The organism is Dryocola boscaweniae, assembly GCF_025215095.1.
GTDB classification, from domain to species: Bacteria; Pseudomonadota; Gammaproteobacteria; order Enterobacterales; family Enterobacteriaceae; genus Dryocola; species Dryocola boscaweniae.
The window spans coordinates 33,959-52,183 of record NZ_JALHAP010000068.1 but is presented as its reverse complement, the minus strand read 5'-3'; the positions used below and the strand labels follow the sequence as shown (position 1 = coordinate 52,183).

Below are 18,225 nucleotides of genomic sequence, written 5' to 3'. Positions count from 1 at the left end.
GCCTTCTGAACAGAAGGCTCTTTTATTTCACGGCTCAAATGGCCGACGGTGAAACTGATTGTGTCCGCATTTCGGGCAAACCGGCAGGACATCTGGCGTATAAACGGCCAGATGGAAATGACAGTTCTCACAGACCAGATTGCCTAAACCGACAACTTCACCGCTGTGATAAACGCCGTGATGGTTGAGATCCTGGAAGACCTCCCGCCACTCCAACTGCGTTTTATCCGTAATATCCGCCAGCTCCTGCCAGAGGCTCTCTTTAATGACGCGCATAAAAACGCTGTCGGTGAATTCGTCCTGGCTTTCGTTGTAGCTGCGGGCAAACTCTTCTAAATCGCGACGAACCGCACGCGTGACTTCATCAACCTCAGTACGGGTCAGATCCCCGGTTTCGTTCATGCGTTTGCGCGCGCTGGCGACCAGTTCATCAATATCGCGCTCCCCATTGCGTAACCGTTCGGTAAGCGAGGCCACCAGTTCACGGTAAAATTGAGCAACCTTGTTCATCGTCTGTCTGCCTCCTTGAAGAGATTCCAGCATTCATGGCTATGTAACCTGCTCTAATAGTAGACCTTAATCAGGCATCGCTTTGTTAGATTGCCCACAGGCCCGTTAAAAAACTGCAAACGAGAAATGGTCACGAGGGGTGTCGAAAGGCTGTTTTGCCGCTGTCTTATCAGCTATGCTATGCGGATCTGAAACCTAATACGTTACAGGCTACAACTTGTAGCTGTCTTTCATTACAGGACCACTGGCTGCCATGCAAGAGCAATACCGCCCGGAAGAGATAGAATCCAACGTACAGCTTCACTGGCAAGAGAAGCGTACTTTTGAAGTTACCGAAGATGAAGGCAAAGAGAAGTACTACTGCCTGTCAATGCTCCCCTATCCTTCTGGCCGACTACATATGGGCCACGTCCGCAACTACACCATCGGCGACGTTATCGCACGCTACCAGCGCATGCTGGGTAAAAACGTCCTGCAGCCAATCGGCTGGGATGCGTTCGGTCTGCCTGCAGAAGGTGCCGCGGTCAAAAACAACACCGCGCCTGCGCCGTGGACTTACGACAACATCAATTACATGAAGAACCAGCTCAAAACGCTGGGCTTTGGCTATGACTGGAGTCGCGAGCTGGCAACCTGTACCCCGGAATATTACCGTTGGGAACAGCAGTTCTTCACCCAGTTGTACAACAAAGGGCTGGTTTATAAGAAAACCTCCGCCGTTAACTGGTGCCCGAATGACCAGACCGTTCTTGCGAACGAACAGGTTATCGACGGTTGCTGCTGGCGCTGCGATACCAAAGTTGAGCGTAAAGAGATCCCACAGTGGTTTATCAAAATCACCGCCTATGCAGACGAACTGCTTAACGATCTGGATACGCTGGACCACTGGCCCGATCAGGTCAAAACCATGCAGCGTAACTGGATTGGCCGCTCTGAAGGTGTGGAAATCACTTTCGACGTGGAAAACAGCGCGGAAAAACTGACGGTTTATACCACCCGCCCGGACACCTTTATGGGTGTAACCTATCTGGCGGTTGCGGCGGGTCATCCGCTGGCTCAGCAGGCTGCGGCTAACAATCCAGCTCTGGCTGAATTCATCGAAGAGTGCCGTAACACCAAAGTTGCTGAAGCTGAAATGGCAACCATGGAGAAAAAAGGCGTCGCGACGGGCATCAACGCTATTCATCCGCTGACCGGCGAAGCTGTACCTGTCTGGGTGGCTAACTTCGTTCTGATGGAATACGGCACTGGCGCGGTGATGGCGGTTCCGGGTCACGACCAGCGCGACTGGGAATTTGCGACCAAATATAGTCTGCAAATCAAACCAGTTATTCTGAACGCGGACGGCAGCGAGCCCGATCTGTCCGCGCAAGCAATGACCGAGAAAGGCACGCTGTTCAACTCAGGCGAATTTGACGGTCTGGACTTCCAGAACGCGTTTAATGCGATTGCAGATAAACTGACAGCTAAAGGCGTGGGCGAGCGTAAAGTAAATTATCGACTGCGCGACTGGGGTGTTTCCCGTCAGCGTTACTGGGGCGCGCCAATTCCAATGGTCACGCTGGAAGACGGCACCGTGATGCCGACGCCGGAAGATCAACTGCCGGTTATCCTGCCGGAAGACGTGGTGATGGACGGTATCACCAGCCCAATCAAAGCCGATCCTGAGTGGGCGAAAACTACCGTTGACGGCAAACCTGCGCTGCGTGAAACCGACACCTTCGACACCTTTATGGAGTCCTCCTGGTACTACGCGCGTTATACCTGCCCGCAGTACGACAAAGGGATGCTCGATTCTAAAGCGGCTAACTACTGGCTGCCGGTGGATATCTATATTGGCGGCATTGAACACGCCATCATGCACCTGCTCTACTTCCGCTTCTTCCACAAACTGATGCGTGACGCGGGCATGGTGACGTCTAACGAACCGGCTAAACAGTTGCTGTGTCAGGGCATGGTGCTGGCAGATGCCTTTTACTACACCGGCGTGAACGGTGAACGTAACTGGGTCTCCCCGACGGATGCTATCGTTGAGCGTGACGAGAAAGGCCGCATTATCAAAGCCTCTGACGCGCAGGGCCACGAACTGGTCTATGCTGGCATGAGCAAAATGTCGAAGTCGAAAAACAACGGCATCGACCCGCAGGTGATGGTTGAGCGCTACGGCGCAGATACCGTTCGTCTGTTTATGATGTTCGCGTCGCCGGCAGACATGACGCTTGAGTGGCAGGAATCCGGCGTTGAGGGGGCTAACCGCTTCCTGAAACGCGTCTGGAGACTGGCTTACGAGCACACCAGTCGCGGTGCCGCTCCTGCGCTGGATGTCGCAGCATTAAGCGAAGATCAAAAAGCCCTGCGTCGCGATGTTCACAAAACTATCGCAAAAGTGACCGATGATATTGGTCGTCGTCAGACCTTCAATACCGCGATCGCCGCGATTATGGAACTGATGAACAAACTGGCGAAAGCGCCACAGGAAGACACGCAGGATCGTGCGTTAATGAACGAGGCGCTGCTGGCCATTGTACGCATGCTTTATCCGTTCACGCCGCACATCTGCTTCAATATGTGGCAGTCGCTGGGCGGTGAAGGCGATATCGATAACGCGCCGTGGCCGCAGGCTGACGAAAAAGCGATGGTGGAAGACTCTTTGCTGGTTGTCGTGCAAGTTAACGGCAAAGTGCGTGGCAAAATCACCGTTCCGGCTGATGCTACAGAGGCACAGGTCCGTGAGCGTGCGGGCCAGGAGCACCTGGTAGCGAAATATCTCGAAGGCGTAACCGTGCGTAAAGTGATTTACGTACCGGGTAAACTGCTGAACCTGGTTGTGGGCTAAGCGCAGGAGGAACCGTGCGACATCCCTTTGTCACCTTGTTAGTTACTTTGGCGGTGCTGGTCACCGCCGGATGTGGATTTCACCTGCGTGGCAGCACGCAGGTACCCGATCAGCTAAAAACGTTGATTCTTAACTCCAGCGACCCTAACGGGCCGTTAACGCGTGAAATCCGCTCTCAGCTACGACTGAACGGCGTAACCATCGTTGAGGATACGAAAACCGGCGTTCGCAAAGATATTCCTTCGCTTCGCGTGCTGGGGAGTTCCGTAGGTAAAGACACCGCGTCTATCTTCCAGGATGGTCGTACGGCGGAATACCAGATGGTGATGACAGTCAGGGCTCAGGTTTTAATTCCAGGCCATGACATCTATCCGATCAGCGCAAAAGTGTATAAATCATTCTTTGATAACCCGCTGACTGCGCTGGCGAAAGATGCCGAGCAGGATCTGCTTGTCAAAGAGATGTACGCAAGCGCGGCGCAACAACTGATTCGTAAGCTGCTTTCTGTTCACGCAGCAGACGTTGCGGAAACAAAAGAAGCTCAGGAAAACGCAACCGGCAGCGCTCCGGCCAGCACCGAAACGACCTCAGGACGCGTTTCCACTACGCTTCCGACAACTTCCGGTAGCCAATGATTCGGCTGTATCCTGAACAACTCCGCGCGCAGCTTAATGAAGGGCTGCGCGCGGCGTATTTGCTGCTTGGCAACGATCCTTTATTGTTGCAGGAAAGTCAGGATGCGGTGCGCCAGACCGCCGCAGCTCACGGCTTTGAAGAACATCACACGGTACAGATTGATGCCAGTACAGACTGGCAGGACCTGTTCTCAATTTGTCAGGCGCTGAGCCTTTTCGCCAGCCGCCAGACCCTTCTTCTTCAGCTTCCTGATAACGGCCCGAACGCGGCTATTAACAGCAACCTGGAAACGCTTACCGGCTTGCTGCACGACGATATACTGCTGCTGGTTCGCGGAAATAAACTCACCAAAGCGCAAGAAAATGCCGCCTGGTATGCCCGGCTTGCGGAATGCAGCGTGATGGTGACCTGCCAGACACCAGAACAAGCGCAGCTTCCGCGCTGGGTCTCGCTGCGGGCAAAACAGATGAATCTCGCACTGGACGATGCGGCAAACCAGCTACTTTGTTACTGCTACGAAGGCAATCTGCTTGCCCTCTCCCAGGCGCTGGAGCGGCTGTCGCTTATCTGGCCGGACGGGAAATTAACGCTGCCACGCGTTGAGCAAGCGGTAAGCGATGCGGCACATTTCACGCCGTTTCACTGGGTTGATGCCATTCTTGCCGGAAAAAATAAGCGAGCCCTGCATATTTTGCAGCAGCTTAGGCTTGAAGCAAGCGAGCCGGTTATTCTGCTGCGTACCATTCAGCGAGAATTGATACAGCTAGTGAACCTCAAACGCCAGTCCGCGCGCACGCCTTTGCGCACGCTATTCGACCAGCAACGAGTCTGGCAAAATCGTCGGGCGTTAATTACCGAAGCCCTGAACCGCCTGTCTGCAGAGCAGCTTTATCAGGCCGTACGCCTGCTGAGCCAGATTGAACTGACGCTAAAGCAGGATTATGGGCAGTCAGTCTGGGCTGAGCTGGAAGGCCTTTCTTTACTGCTCTGTCACAAGGCCCTGCCGGAAATCTTTATTGATGGTTAGCTCACCCCTTCCGCTCTGTGCAATCTATGGCGGAACATTTGACCCTATTCATTACGGGCACCTGAAGCCAGTAGAAGCGCTGGCAAAAAAGGTGGCGCTCCATCAGATTACCATCATGCCAAACAACGTTCCGCCGCATCGCCCCCAGCCTGAGGCTAACAGCCAGCAGCGCAAGGCTATGGTGGAACTCGCGATCGCCGATAACCCGCTTTTCAGGCTGGACACACGCGAGCTGGAGCGTTCCACACCGTCGTATACCGTTGAAACGCTGGAGCAGGTGCGCCGTGAACAAGGCTCGCAGCAGCCACTGGCTTTTATTATTGGCCAGGATTCACTGCTGAGCCTGCAGCGCTGGCATCGCTGGGAATGCCTGCTCGACCTGTGCCATTTGCTGGTTTGCCAGCGTCCAGGTTATACGGTTTCGATGGATACCGCCGGGCAACAGCGCTGGTTAGACAACCACAGCACAACTTCAGTAGAAGAGTTGCACGCCGCACCCGCCGGGAAGATTTATCTGGCGCAAACGCCGCTGTATGACATTTCCGCTACCGCCATTCGCCAACGGCTGGAGCAAAACCTGCCGTGCGACGAATTCGTTCCTGCCCCTGTTCTGCAATTTATTCATCGTCATAATCTCTATCGTTAAGCGCCTTGCGCAGCGTATAAATATGTAATTAGCCAGCGTGTGGAGAAGAGATGAAATTATGGTTAGTGCGCCACGGACAAACCAGAGCAAACCTCGATGGCGTGTATAGCGGTATTTCGGAAACGGCACTCACGGAGCTGGGCGTAAACCAGGCGCTGGCCGTTGGGCAAATGCTGCGAGGCGTCGCTTTCGATAAAGTGCTTTGTAGCGAACTTGGTCGGGCGCAACATACGACCAGGCTGATTCTTCAACAGCGCGATATCCCTGCGATCGCTGAGCCGCGTTTGAACGAGATGAATTTTGGCGACTGGGAAATGCGCCATCATAATGATTTGCAGCGTGACGATGCGGAAAACTACGCGGCCTGGTGCAGCGACTGGCAAAATGTCATCCCTACCAACGGCGAAGGTTTTCAACGGTTTGTTCAAAGAGTCAGCGAATTCAGCGATGCAATAAAAACTTCGCAGGATAAAGACGGGAACATTCTGATAGTGAGCCATCAGGGCGTGCTGAGCTTACTCATCGCTACTTTGCTAAATATGCCGCCCGCCTCGCTTTGGCACTTCGTTATTGAGCAAGGAACATGGAGCGCGTTGGAGATTCACAGCGGCTTTGTCACGCTAAAAACGCTCAATAGCCGCGCGGAATATCCGGCGCTGACAAAACCCCTTGAGAGTTAAAGTTGTCAGCCATTGACACTGCACCTCAGGCTGTTATGCTCCGCTGCCATAATTTCCTGCCCGTAAGCATGACTTTTCGAAAATAGTTTTACAAAAATGGCGATGCAAACCAGGCCGTCCGGTGGGATGATAGCCCACTTTTAGCGCCTCGCCGCCAATTTTCGGCAAGCTCAGCCAGCCTCTCAGGTATAATGGCTTTTGTTACGGGCCACATCGAACACTTTTATTCTCCCAGGGGGAACACTTGCAGGGTAAAGCACTCCAGGATTTCATCGTCGATAAAATCGACGACCTCAAAGGCCAGGACATCATCGCAATTGATGTTCAGGGTAAATCAAGCATCACCGATTGCATGGTCATCTGCACCGGCACATCCAATCGCCACGTTATGTCCATCGCTGAACATGTCGTCGAGTCCGTTCGTAAAGAGGGTCTGGACGCGTTGGGCGTAAAAGGCATCAATGCAACCGACTGGGTAGTGGTTGACCTGGGCGAAGTTATCGTCCACGTAATGCAAGAAGAAAGCCGTCAGTTGTACGAACTGGAAAAACTCTGGAGTTAATGAGTGAAGCTGCAACTGGTGGCGGTCGGAACTAAAATGCCTGACTGGGTACAAACCGGTTTTACCGAGTACCTGCGTCGTTTTCCTAAAGACATGCCGTTTGAACTCGTAGAGATCCCGGCAGGAAAACGCAGCAAAAACGCTGATATCAAACGCATCCTCGAAAAAGAAGGCGAAATGATGTTGGCGGCAGCCGGCAAAGGCAACCGCATCGTTACTCTGGATATCCCGGGCCAGCCATGGGATACCCCGCATCTTGCCACCCAGCTTGAGCGCTGGAAGCAGGATGGCCGTGATGTCAGCTTGTTAATTGGCGGCCCGGAAGGACTGGCTCCGGCTTGTAAAGCTGCCGCGGAACAGAGTTGGTCGCTTTCCACGCTGACCCTTCCCCACCCGCTAGTGCGGGTTTTGGTGGCGGAAAGCCTTTATCGTGCGTGGAGCATAACGACCAATCATCCTTATCACCGTGAGTAAACATCGACCCTGGTAAAACAAACCTACGGATGAAATTACAGAACTCTTTTCGCGACTATTCGGCTGAGTCTGCGCTCTTTGTGCGCCGGGCGCTGGTCGCTTTTGTCGGTATTTTGCTGTTGACTGGCGTACTTGTCGCCAACCTCTATAATCTGCAAATCGTCCGTTTTACCGACTACCAGACCCGCTCAAATGAAAACCGCATCAAACTGGTGCCGATTCCGCCAAGCCGCGGAATTATCTATGACCGTAACGGCACGCCGCTGGCGCTGAACCGCACCATCTACCAGGTCGAAATGATGCCAGAGAAGGTTGATAACGTGCAGGCCACGCTTGAAGCGCTGCGCACGGTCGTCGATCTCACAGATGATGATATCGCTAATTTCAAAAAAGAACGCGCCCGTTCGCACCGCTTCACCTCCATTCCGGTAAAAACGAACCTGACCGAAGTGCAGGTCGCCCGTTTTGCCGTGAACCAATATCGCTTTCCGGGCGTGGAAGTGAAAGGCTATAAACGCCGCTACTATCCGTATGGTTCAGCGCTGACTCACGTCATTGGCTACGTATCAAAAATCAACGACAAAGACGTTGAGCGCCTCGACAAAGACGGCAAACTCGCCAACTATGCCGCTACGCATGATATCGGCAAGCTGGGTATCGAGCGCTATTACGAAGAAGTGCTTCATGGGCAAACCGGCTATGAAGAGGTTGAAGTGAACAACCGAGGCCGCGTTATTCGTCAGCTCAAAGAGGTGCCGCCTCAGGCCGGGCACGATATTTACCTGACTATCGACCTGAAATTACAGAATTATATTGAAACCTTGCTGGCAGGCAGCCGTGCTGCGGTGGTGGTAACAGACCCGCGCACCGGCGGCATTATGGCGCTGGTTTCCATGCCGAGCTATAACCCGAACCTGTTCGTAGACGGTATTTCTACAAAAGATTACTCGGGGCTGCTTAACGACCCGAACACGCCGCTGATTAACCGTGCGACGCAAGGCGTTTATCCGCCAGCTTCGACGGTTAAACCTTATATGGCCGTGTCCGCGCTGAGCGCGGGCGTTATCAACCGCAATACCTCGCTGTTTGACCCAGGCTGGTGGCAGCTTCCGGGCTCCGAGAAGCGCTATCGCGACTGGAAAAAGTGGGGCCACGGCCGTCTGAACGTCACCAAATCACTCGAAGAATCCGCGGATACCTTCTTCTATCAGGTCGCATACGACATGGGCATCGACCGCATCTCCGAGTGGATGGGTAAGTTTGGTTACGGGCACTTCACGGGTATCGACCTTTCCGAAGAGCGCTCGGGCAATATGCCTACGCGAGAGTGGAAGCAGAAGCGGTTTAAAAAACCATGGTACCAGGGCGATACCATTCCTGTCGGCATCGGGCAGGGTTACTGGACAGCCACGCCGATTCAAATGAGCAAGGCGATGATGATCCTGATTAACGATGGCATCGTACGCGTCCCTCATCTGCTGATGAGCACCGCCGAAAACGGCAAGCAGGTTCCCTGGACGCAGCCGGTTCAGCCGCCCGTCGGCGATATACACTCAGGATACTGGGAAATAGCCAAAGACGGCATGTACGGGGTCGCCAACCGTCCAAACGGTACGGCGCACAAATATTTTGCTAATGCCCCGTACAAAGCCGCTGCGAAATCCGGTACCGCGCAGGTGTTTGGCCTTAAAGCCAACGAAACCTATAACGCGCATAAGATTGCCGAACGTTTGCGCGATCACAAATTAATGACCGCTTTCGCGCCATACGAGCATCCGCAATATGCCGTAACCATCATTCTGGAGAACGGCGGCGTCGGTCCTGCGGTTGGTACGATTATGCGTCAAATCCTCGACCACCTGATGTTAGGGGATAACAACACGGATTTGCCGGTTGAGGCGCCTGCCGCTCCCGGCTCTGAGGATCAATAATCATGACTGATAATCCGAATAAAAAGTCGATCTGGGACAAAATCCATATCGACCCGATTTTCCTGGTCACCATTCTGGCGCTGCTGATTTTCAGCGCGCTGGTTGTCTGGAGCGCCAGCGGCCAGGATACGGGGATGATGGAGCGTAAAATCGGCCAGATCCTGATGGGACTGATGGCGATGATTGTCATGGCGCAGATCCCGCCCCGCGTCTATGAAGGCTGGGCACCGTATCTGTATATCGTCTGTATTATTTTGCTTGTCGCGGTTGATGCCTTTGGCGCAATTTCTAAAGGCGCGCAGCGCTGGCTGGATTTGGGCATCGTGCGCTTCCAACCGTCAGAGATTGCCAAAATAGCCGTCCCGTTGATGGTCGCCCGCTTTATTAATCGTGACGTCTGCCCGCCGACGCTGAAAAATACCGGTATCGCACTGATACTGATCTTTATGCCGACGCTGCTGGTTGCGGCGCAGCCGGACCTCGGGACCTCGATTCTGGTTGCGGCTTCGGGCCTATTCGTCCTGTTCCTTTCCGGCATGAGCTGGCGTCTGATTGGCGTTGCCGTGCTTCTGCTCGCGGCGTTTATCCCGATTCTCTGGTTCTTCCTGATGCATGATTATCAGCGTGCGCGCGTAATGATGCTGCTTGATCCGGAAACAGATCCGCTCGGAGCGGGCTATCATATTATTCAGTCCAAGATCGCAATTGGCTCCGGCGGCCTGCGGGGCAAAGGATGGCTGCACGGTACGCAATCGCAGCTTGAGTTTCTTCCGGAACGTCATACCGACTTTATTTTTGCCGTTCTGGCTGAAGAGTTAGGTCTGGTCGGGGTACTCGTCCTGCTTGCGCTTTACCTGCTGCTTATTATGCGCGGATTAATTATTGCCGCGCGGGCGCAAACCACCTTCGGCCGCGTTATAGCAGGCGGGTTTATGCTGATATTATTCGTATATGTATTTGTTAATATTGGCATGGTTAGTGGTATCTTACCGGTGGTCGGCGTGCCGTTGCCGCTGGTGAGTTACGGGGGCTCGGCCCTGATAGTACTGATGGCCGGGTTTGGTATCGTAATGTCGATCCATACCCACAGGAAGATGTTGTCGAAAAGCGTGTAACGAGGTGCGCAATGGTTAAGCATTGGCCAGGGATTTTTGTAGCAGCCGCCATTCTGGCTGGCTGTTCGTCCGGTGACGACGAACAACCGCAGGTAAATCAGCAGCCGCAACCGGCAGTCTGCAATGGTCCGGTGGTAGAAATTAGCGGCGCTGAACCGCGCTACGAACCGTTGAATCCTTCGGTGAATCAGGATTACGAAAATAACGGCAAAAGCTACAAAATCGTTCAGAATCCGGCCAACTTTAGCCAGGCGGGCCTGGCGGCTATTTATGATGCTGAACCTGGAAGCAACCTGACTGCCTCAGGTGAACCCTTTGATGCCATGGCGCTGACGGCTGCGCATCCGACGCTGCCGATCCCAAGTTACGCGCGCATAACTAACCTCGCAAACGGCCGTATGATTGTGGTGCGTATTAACGACCGTGGCCCGTACGGCAACGATCGTGTGATTTCGCTTTCCCGTGCCTCTGCGGAAAGGCTCAACACGTCGAACAACACTAAAGTACGAATCGACCCGATTCTGGTCGCCCAGGACGGAACAATGTCAGGTCTTGGCACCGCCTGCACCACCATTGCTAAACAAACCTATGCCCTGCCCGCTCGTCCAGATTTAAACACCGGGATGGGAAGCGCTTCATCCGCTCCTGCGGATGTGCCGCAAAATGATGTTCGAGCCATCAGCAATGCTTCGCTGCAAAGCGACGATACAACCGGTGCGCCGGTAAACAGCAGCGGTTTCCTTGGCGCCGCAACACCGCTTGCGCCAGGCGTTATTGAAACCGATGAACCCGCTCCAGCGCCTGCGGCAGAAGCTCCTGTTCAGCAGACCGCGGTTCCGGCCACAGCAACGGCTCCGGTTACCGCGCCAGGTTCTGTACAGGGCAACGTGCAGACCGAAGCGCCAGCCGCGGCTTCAGGACGCTATGTAGTCCAGGTAGGCGCGGTGAGCGACCAGACACGCGCGACGCAGTGGCAGCAGAAACTCAGCCAGCAGTTCAATGTACCGGGCGCCGTTTCAAGCAACGGCGCTGTTTACCGCGTGCAGCTTGGACCCTTTGGCAGCCGCAGCGAAGCCGCAGCGTTGCAACAACGTCTGATGAGCGAAGCCCAGCAGCAGTCATTTATTACAAACGCACCTGCTATGTAAGTGAAACTTGCTGGTATCCGCAGCGCGTAAATTTGTGTAAAGCCCATTAACAAATCATGCGCAAAGACGGATGCCAGTAAAAATCGCTTTTGTTATAGTAAGGCACTTTTTTAATTCCATCACGGATGTCGTTGTTCTTATCATGAATACAGCCCTTCCTGTACGTTTTGTTAAGCGCCTCGCGCTCTCTACGGCCCTTACCCTTAGTGCTTTGGCTTGTGCTCAAGCTGACGACCTGAATATTAAAACAATGATCCCGGGCGTCCCGCAGATTGATGCGGAAGCGTACATCCTGATTGATTACAACTCAGGGAAAGTGCTGGCTGAATCCAACGCTGACGCCCGCCGCGATCCGGCCAGTCTCACAAAAATGATGACCAGCTATGTGATTGGTCAGGCGATGAAAGCAGGTAAGTTCGATGAAAACGCGGTGGTTACCGTGGGTAACGATGCCTGGGCGACCGGCAATCCGGTCTTTAAGGGCTCATCGCTGATGTTCCTCAAACCTGGCATGCAGGTGCCGGTATCTCAACTGATTCGCGGGATTAACCTGCAGTCCGGTAACGATGCCTGCGTGGCGATGGCCGATTTTGTCGCCGGTAGCCAGGACGCCTTCGTTGGCCTGATGAACAGCTATGTTTCCGCCCTCGGCCTGAAGAACACCCATTTCCAGACCGTTCATGGCCTGGACGCTGACGGACAGTTCAGTTCCGCACGCGATATGGCGTTAATTGGCCAGGCGCTGATCCGCGACGTGCCGAACGAATACAGCATCTATAAAGAAAAAGAATTTACTTTCAATAATATCCGTCAGATGAACCGTAACGGTCTGCTGTGGGATAAAAGCCTGAACGTTGACGGCATCAAAACCGGTCATACTAATTCCGCAGGTTACAACCTGGTCGCCTCGGCAACCGAAGGGCAGATGCGTTTGATTTCCGCAGTTATGGGTGGGCACACCTATAAAGGCCGCGAAACTGAAAGTAAAAAGCTGCTGACCTGGGGCTTCCGCTTCTTTGAAACCGTTTCTCCGCTGAAAGCCGGGAAAGAGTTTTCTTCTGAGCCAGCCTGGTTTGGCGATAACGACCGCGCCTCTCTCGGCGTGGATAAAGACGTTTATCTCACCATCCCACGCGGCCGTATGAAAGACCTGAAAGCCAGCTATGTGCTGAACACGCCTGAACTGCACGCCCCGCTGCAGAAAAACCAGGTTGTCGGCACCATTAATTTCCAGCTTGATGGTAAAACCATTGAGCAGCGCCCGCTGGTAGTGCTGCAGGAAATGCCGGAAGGGAATTTCTTTAGTCGAATCATCGACTACATCAAACTGATGTTCCACCACTGGTTCGGTTAATAATTGAACGCTTGAAAGTGTGAATTACGACCCCATATACTGTTCATCATTGCATATGCATCAATGCAACTCCCGCCCTCACCGGCGGGAGTTATTATTTTATTGCCGTAACGCTGGAGCTACCATGAAAACCAATCTTAAAGAACTGCTCGAATTCCCTACGCCATTTACTTACAAAGTAATGGGACTGGCGAAGCCGGAGCTGGTTGATCTGGTCGTTGAGGTGGTGCAGCGCCACGCGCCTGGCGACTACACGCCGCAGGTCAAACCAAGCAGCAAAGGCAACTATCATTCAGTTTCCATCACTATCACCGCTACCCATATCGAACAGGTAGAAACCCTGTACGAAGAGCTGGGCAATATCGAAATCGTTCGTATGGTGCTGTAATTTCTCACCCGGCCCCGGCCGGGTGTTTTCATTGCTGTGATATAATCCGCCCACCTTTCATTACCTGCCGGGGACAGTATTTTGTCTCAAGAAACCATTCTGATTCGCCAGCTCGGCCTTAAGGCTTATGAGCCTGTATCACAGGCGATGCACGACTTTACCGACACGCGCGATGAAACAACCCCTGATGAAATCTGGCTGGTAGAACACCTGCGTGTATTTACCCAGGGCCAGGCCGGAAAAGCGGAGCACGTATTGGTCGCGGGCGATATTCCCGTTATCCAGAGCGACCGTGGAGGTCAGGTGACCTATCACGGCCCGGGTCAGCAGGTAATGTATGTCTTGTTGGACTTGCGGCGCAGGAAGCTTGGGGTGCGTGAGTTAGTCACCATACTTGAGCAAACCGTCGTTAATACTCTTGCGGATATTGGCATTGAAGCCTACCCGCGTGCCGATGCGCCGGGAGTTTACGTTGCGGGCCGTAAAATTTGTTCGCTGGGTCTCAGGATCCGTAAAGGCTGCTCGTTCCACGGTCTGGCGCTAAACATCGACATGGATCTCTCGCCGTTTTTGCGTATCAACCCTTGTGGCTACGCAGGCCTTGAGATGACCCAGGTAAAGGACCTCAAGCCGGGAATGACGGTAGCGGATATTCAGCCGCGCCTGGTGGCTAAATTAATTGAGCTTCTGAATAACCCTCAGTTTGAATATATACAAGACTGATTAATTCTCCGCAGGCCGCGCTCGTTTTGTCAGTATCTGACTTCCTGTCCTACTCATCCACCGCCAGGAAGTGTTTTAGCCATGCGTTAACCTTTAAAGCACACAAAACAACAGCTCATTTACAATTCTTTCCCCATTTACTGCGCGTCCTGGCTGATTTATCCCCATCAGTGATGCTATACTCCGGGACGCAATTCAAAAATAGTTGATAAATAAAACACTAACTTGAATTCAAACAGACTGACTTCGTTATCCGCAACTGGAACACGCACCATATGAGTAAACCCATTGTAATGGAACGCGGCGTCAAGTACCGCGACGCCGATAAAATGGCTCTGATCCCGGTTAAAAACGTGGTGACAGAGCGCCAGGAGCTGTTAAGAAAGCCAGAATGGATGAAGATCAAACTTCCATCTGACTCTACCCGTATTCAGGGTATTAAAGCGGCGATGCGTAAAAACGGTCTGCACTCCGTGTGCGAAGAAGCCTCCTGCCCGAACCTGGCCGAGTGCTTTAACCACGGCACCGCAACCTTTATGATCCTTGGCGCAATCTGTACTCGCCGTTGCCCATTCTGTGATGTTGCCCATGGTCGTCCTGTCGCGCCGGATACCAACGAGCCCGTCAAACTGGCGCAAACCATTGCCGATATGGCATTGCGCTACGTTGTTATTACATCCGTGGATCGTGATGACTTACGTGATGGCGGTGCGCAGCACTTCGCCGACTGTATTTCCGCTATCCGCGAGAAAAACCCGACCATTAAAATCGAGACGCTGGTGCCGGACTTCCGCGGCCGCATGGATCGCGCTTTAGAGATCCTTACCGCAACGCCGCCAGACGTGTTCAACCATAACCTGGAAAACGTGCCGCGTATTTATCGCAAAGTCCGTCCAGGGGCTGACTATAACTGGTCGCTGAAACTGCTGGAACGCTTCAAAGAAGCGCATCCGGACATCCCGACAAAATCGGGTTTGATGGTTGGCCTGGGTGAAACTAACCAGGAAATTATCGAAGTAATGCGTGATTTGCGCCGCCATGGCGTAACCATGCTGACGCTGGGGCAATACCTGCAGCCAAGCCGCCACCACCTGCCGGTGCAGCGCTACGTGAGCCCGCATGAATTCGAAGAGATGAAAGCCGAAGCGCTGGCTATGGGCTTTACCCATGCAGCCTGCGGCCCGTTTGTCCGCTCTTCTTATCATGCGGACCTGCAGGCCAAAGGCATGGAAGTGAAATAACAGCGTTACAAAAAGTTACATATATTCTGCAGCATAATAAAAAACCGGCCTCTGTGAGCCGGTTTTTTTATCGCTATGGCGGTGTTAAGCACTGCGAAATCAGTCTTTATGTGAAATACGTTCCGCCGGGGCTTCGGTGCCGGAGGCTGGCTTAGCGCTGCTTTCGTCATCGTTCATGGCTTTTTTAAAGCCTTTAATAGCCGCGCCGAGATCGCCGCCTAACGAGCGCAACTTCCTGGTACCAAATAACAATACAATCAGTGCGCCGATTACCAGCAGCTTGGTGATGCTAATCTCTCCCATACCTACCTTCTTAAGTCATGCGTGCCGTGTAGACGGCGAAAAATAATCTGAGCTAATTAACGGATATTTGCCCGTGCGACACAATAGCAATCTGTAACAAGGTGAATCAAGCCCTGTTTAAAAAAACATCAGAACAGCCGGGGCGCTGCGAAGCGGCGATTCTTAAGTACCGGCAACATAGCCCGCACGGCTGAAACACGTTCACTCTCAAGCTCCGCATAAATCAAAGCGGGCGCTTGCGCCGCGCCTGCGATAGTCACGCCAAGCGGATCGATAACCTTACTTTGCCCAATGTTTCTGTTGCCACATTCGCCGGATGCTACCACATAACAGGTGGTATCGAGCGCACGCGCAGCCAATAATGTCGACCAGTGCAGCTCTTTATGTGGGCCACGCAGCCAGGCCGCGGGTAAAACAAGCACTTCGGCTCCGGCTAAAGCCAGGCTCAGCGCCATTTCCGGGAAACGCAGATCGTAACAGGTGAGTAAACCCACTTTCATCCCCGCCACGTCAATCACTGGCGCAAGCTGATTTCCTGCATCCACTAACCGCGACTCCTGCATACTGAAAGCATCGTAAAGATGGATTTTCTGGTAGCGACTAATAACCGCGCCGGCACGCAGCACCAGAAGCGTATTAGCCGCTCTTCCTGCGGTCGTGCGGATATGCAAAGTCAACACCGTGGTCAGCGCATTTTTGCGGCTTTCCTCAAGAAGCACATGCAGATATTCACCGTTGGCTTCCTGAGCAGAATTTACCGACATATCAGGATCTTTGTCATCCCGGGCCAAAACGGCCTCCGGCAATACCAAAAGCTTAGCGCCGTTTGAAGCCGCCTGCGCCATTAGCCCTACGCATGTGCGTGCATTATCCTGCCAGACATTACCTACCGCAAACTGCCCCACCGCGACTTTCATTCCCATTTCCCCGGCCCATGATGATTAATTTCAGTATATCGGGTGTAAAACAAATTGTGCGAGCGCTACACTCCTAGCTTCTGAGATCTTAAGTACGGGAAAGCGTTGTGTTGCAGATTCTGTTAGCGGTATTTATCGGGGGTGGAACGGGCAGCGTGGTACGCTGGTTTTTAAGCCTGAAGCTCAATCCCGTTCACGGCGCGATACCTGTTGGTACGCTGACGGCAAACCTTCTGGGCGCCTTTATTATCGGTATGGGACTGGCCCTCTTTAGCCGTCTTACCCATATTGATCCTTTCTGGAAGCTGCTTATCACCACCGGTTTTTGCGGCGGTTTAACCACGTTTTCCACGTTTTCGGCAGAAGTTGTCTTTTTGCTGCAGGATGGCCGCCTTGCATGGGCTGGCCTGAACGTACTGCTCAACCTGCTTGGCTCATTTATGATGACCGCGCTTGCATTCTGGCTGGTTTCCGTTGCGGCAAATCACTGAAATATGTAAGTGACGAGTTTTTTGAAAATACAATTAATGGCCCGGCCGACAGACGAAAAAAAACCCGCCTTGGCGGGTTTTTAAATTCTGCCTGTAGCGACTTAGATAGCCATTACGTTTGCAGCAGAAGGGCCTTTGGCACCGTTAGTGATTTCAAACTCAACGCGCTGGCCTTCAGCCAGGGTTTTGAAACCATTGCTCTGGATTGCAGAGAAGTGTACGAACACGTCTTTGCTGCCATCTTCCGGAGTAATGAAACCAAAGCCTTTGGACTCATTAAACCACTTAACGTTACCTTTAATCTTAGACATCAAAATTACCTTTACATGAAAAATAGACACAAATGCTGTGTCGCGCATCAGTACAACAATTGTGGTGCGTTTTGTCCAGTACCCAAATGAGAAAAAGTGACAAAAGTCGCTAATTTTTTTATCAATTGCAGATTACCCTTTGTTTTTAAAAGGATATGAAAAACAGGCGATTTTGAGCGCATCAAAACCGGCTTCAGAACTGAAAACGCAGCCAGGCAAAGTAGACATTACCGTTGTTATAAGTCCCGGGGATCCAGGTCATCTGGAAGGTTGCCGGGCCATAACCTACTGAGGCCAAAGGCAGCAAAACCGGGATGGGAATATACTTCCAGTTATCACGCGCTGTAGCGCCCACGGTGTACCCTAACCCCAGATGAAAATTCTCATTCGTTAACGGACGCCAGGTTTTTTCCCAGCCGTAACCGCCGATAGGTTCCCACTTATTGTAGGAATCCTTGAAGGCCATCAGATAGATGCCGTGCCAGTTTCCCTTATCATCCCAGCGGGATTGACCAAAGCCGCCGCCCCACGGGCGTTCGTTATACCGATCGGTTTTCTCTTTATCGTAGGCAAAGCGCGCATGCCAGGTCACCGCCGGCACATAGAGATCATAATGCTCAGGATTGCTCCAGGTCTCTGAAACATTGGAAGAAAAAGTATCCCAGGTTTTGCTGAAAAATCCCTGTTCTGCCGCAAAACTTGCGGGCGCCGCCAGAGACGTAATTAATAAAATTAAAACCAATAAATTATTGTTCAAATTCACAATGACATACCACATTAAGATTCAATACAAAGCCTAACAAAGTTTAATTTAATAGAATCTAAATGGGACGGTAGGTTATTCTTAAAATCACCGCTGTATTGTAAATATATTTCAACGCCATATTTTTTGCTTAACAAATACCGCGCATTAAAGTCAACCCCCTGCAACA

The 18,225-nt window shown here is 52.6% G+C and carries 20 protein-coding genes; 15 read left to right on the top strand and 5 right to left on the bottom strand.

Annotated elements, in window-relative coordinates; all coding sequences use genetic code 11:
• Window positions 1-27: 27 nt before the first annotated feature.
• Window positions 28-510, bottom strand: a complete 483-nt coding sequence (locus MUA00_RS02625) for a zinc ribbon-containing protein (RefSeq protein ID WP_271121575.1) — start codon at window positions 508-510, stop codon at window positions 28-30.
• Between the two features lie 253 nt (window positions 511-763).
• Between MUA00_RS02625 and leuS the strand changes: the two genes are divergently transcribed.
• The 14 genes from leuS (at window position 764) to lipA (ending at window position 15,271) form a co-directional block, all read left to right on the top strand.
• Entirely contained in the window at window positions 764-3,346 is a 2,583-nt protein-coding gene (leuS, locus tag MUA00_RS02620) for a leucine--tRNA ligase (RefSeq protein WP_271121576.1), read from the top strand.
• Between the two features lie 14 nt (window positions 3,347-3,360).
• On the top strand, window positions 3,361-3,981 hold the full coding sequence (gene lptE, locus MUA00_RS02615) for an LPS assembly lipoprotein LptE (protein WP_271121577.1): 621 nt from the start codon (window positions 3,361-3,363) through the stop codon (window positions 3,979-3,981).
• Window positions 3,978-5,009, top strand: coding sequence for a DNA polymerase III subunit delta (gene holA / locus MUA00_RS02610; RefSeq protein WP_271121578.1), 1,032 nt, complete (start codon window positions 3,978-3,980; stop codon window positions 5,007-5,009). The genes lptE and holA overlap by 4 nt, the downstream gene beginning before the upstream one ends.
• Window positions 5,002-5,655, top strand: coding sequence for a nicotinate-nucleotide adenylyltransferase (nadD, locus tag MUA00_RS02605; RefSeq protein ID WP_271121579.1), 654 nt, complete (start codon window positions 5,002-5,004; stop codon window positions 5,653-5,655). Before holA ends, nadD begins: the two co-directional genes overlap by 8 nt.
• 50 nt (window positions 5,656-5,705) lie before the next feature.
• Entirely contained in the window at window positions 5,706-6,335 is a 630-nt protein-coding gene (locus MUA00_RS02600; protein ID WP_271121580.1) for an adenosylcobalamin/alpha-ribazole phosphatase, read from the top strand.
• Window positions 6,336-6,579: 244 nt separating this feature from the next.
• Entirely contained in the window at window positions 6,580-6,897 is a 318-nt protein-coding gene (gene rsfS, locus MUA00_RS02595) for a ribosome silencing factor (protein ID WP_271121581.1), read from the top strand.
• Window positions 6,898-6,900: 3 nt separating this feature from the next.
• The gene (gene rlmH, locus MUA00_RS02590) at window positions 6,901-7,371 is read left to right on the top strand and encodes a 23S rRNA (pseudouridine(1915)-N(3))-methyltransferase RlmH (RefSeq protein WP_202303760.1); all 471 of its coding nucleotides are present in this window, start codon (window positions 6,901-6,903) and stop codon (window positions 7,369-7,371) included.
• A 29-nt stretch (window positions 7,372-7,400) separates the two neighbouring features.
• Window positions 7,401-9,302 carry a peptidoglycan DD-transpeptidase MrdA gene (mrdA, locus tag MUA00_RS02585; RefSeq protein ID WP_271121582.1) on the top strand — a complete coding sequence of 634 codons (1,902 nt, stop codon included), beginning with the start codon at window positions 7,401-7,403 and terminating at the stop codon, window positions 9,300-9,302.
• Between the two features lie 2 nt (window positions 9,303-9,304).
• Complete coding sequence (gene mrdB, locus MUA00_RS02580) at window positions 9,305-10,417, top strand: peptidoglycan glycosyltransferase MrdB (protein WP_271121583.1); 1,113 nt, start codon at window positions 9,305-9,307, stop codon at window positions 10,415-10,417.
• Between the two features lie 11 nt (window positions 10,418-10,428).
• Complete coding sequence (gene rlpA, locus MUA00_RS02575) at window positions 10,429-11,565, top strand: endolytic peptidoglycan transglycosylase RlpA (RefSeq protein ID WP_271121584.1); 1,137 nt, start codon at window positions 10,429-10,431, stop codon at window positions 11,563-11,565.
• Between the two features lie 142 nt (window positions 11,566-11,707).
• Complete coding sequence (gene dacA, locus MUA00_RS02570; RefSeq protein ID WP_271121585.1) at window positions 11,708-12,919, top strand: D-alanyl-D-alanine carboxypeptidase DacA; 1,212 nt, start codon at window positions 11,708-11,710, stop codon at window positions 12,917-12,919.
• 124 nt (window positions 12,920-13,043) lie between these two features.
• Complete coding sequence (gene ybeD, locus MUA00_RS02565; RefSeq protein ID WP_121267153.1) at window positions 13,044-13,307, top strand: DUF493 family protein YbeD; 264 nt, start codon at window positions 13,044-13,046, stop codon at window positions 13,305-13,307.
• Between the two features lie 81 nt (window positions 13,308-13,388).
• Complete coding sequence (lipB, locus tag MUA00_RS02560) at window positions 13,389-14,030, top strand: lipoyl(octanoyl) transferase LipB (protein WP_271121586.1); 642 nt, start codon at window positions 13,389-13,391, stop codon at window positions 14,028-14,030.
• Window positions 14,031-14,305: 275 nt separating this feature from the next.
• Entirely contained in the window at window positions 14,306-15,271 is a 966-nt protein-coding gene (gene lipA, locus MUA00_RS02555; RefSeq protein ID WP_271121587.1) for a lipoyl synthase, read from the top strand.
• 99 nt (window positions 15,272-15,370) lie between these two features.
• Here the strand turns inward: lipA and tatE are convergent, their stop codons facing one another.
• Both tatE and MUA00_RS02545 read right to left on the bottom strand, forming a co-directional pair.
• Window positions 15,371-15,574: a twin-arginine translocase subunit TatE gene (gene tatE, locus MUA00_RS02550; protein ID WP_271121588.1), complete on the bottom strand. Its 204-nt coding sequence runs from the start codon at window positions 15,572-15,574 to the stop codon at window positions 15,371-15,373.
• Window positions 15,575-15,702: 128 nt separating this feature from the next.
• Window positions 15,703-16,491, bottom strand: coding sequence for a deaminated glutathione amidase (locus MUA00_RS02545; RefSeq protein ID WP_271121589.1), 789 nt, complete (start codon window positions 16,489-16,491; stop codon window positions 15,703-15,705).
• 107 nt (window positions 16,492-16,598) lie between these two features.
• On the opposite strand from MUA00_RS02545, the gene crcB reads away from it, so the two are divergent.
• Window positions 16,599-16,982: a fluoride efflux transporter CrcB gene (gene crcB / locus MUA00_RS02540; RefSeq protein WP_271121590.1), complete on the top strand. Its 384-nt coding sequence runs from the start codon at window positions 16,599-16,601 to the stop codon at window positions 16,980-16,982.
• 101 nt (window positions 16,983-17,083) lie between these two features.
• On the opposite strand, the gene cspE is transcribed toward crcB, so the two are convergent.
• Window positions 17,084-17,293: a transcription antiterminator/RNA stability regulator CspE gene (gene cspE, locus MUA00_RS02535; RefSeq protein WP_012542460.1), complete on the bottom strand. Its 210-nt coding sequence runs from the start codon at window positions 17,291-17,293 to the stop codon at window positions 17,084-17,086.
• A 193-nt stretch (window positions 17,294-17,486) separates the two neighbouring features.
• The gene (gene pagP / locus MUA00_RS02530) at window positions 17,487-18,056 is read right to left on the bottom strand and encodes a lipid IV(A) palmitoyltransferase PagP (RefSeq protein WP_271121591.1); all 570 of its coding nucleotides are present in this window, start codon (window positions 18,054-18,056) and stop codon (window positions 17,487-17,489) included.
• Window positions 18,057-18,225: the final 169 nt, after the last annotated feature.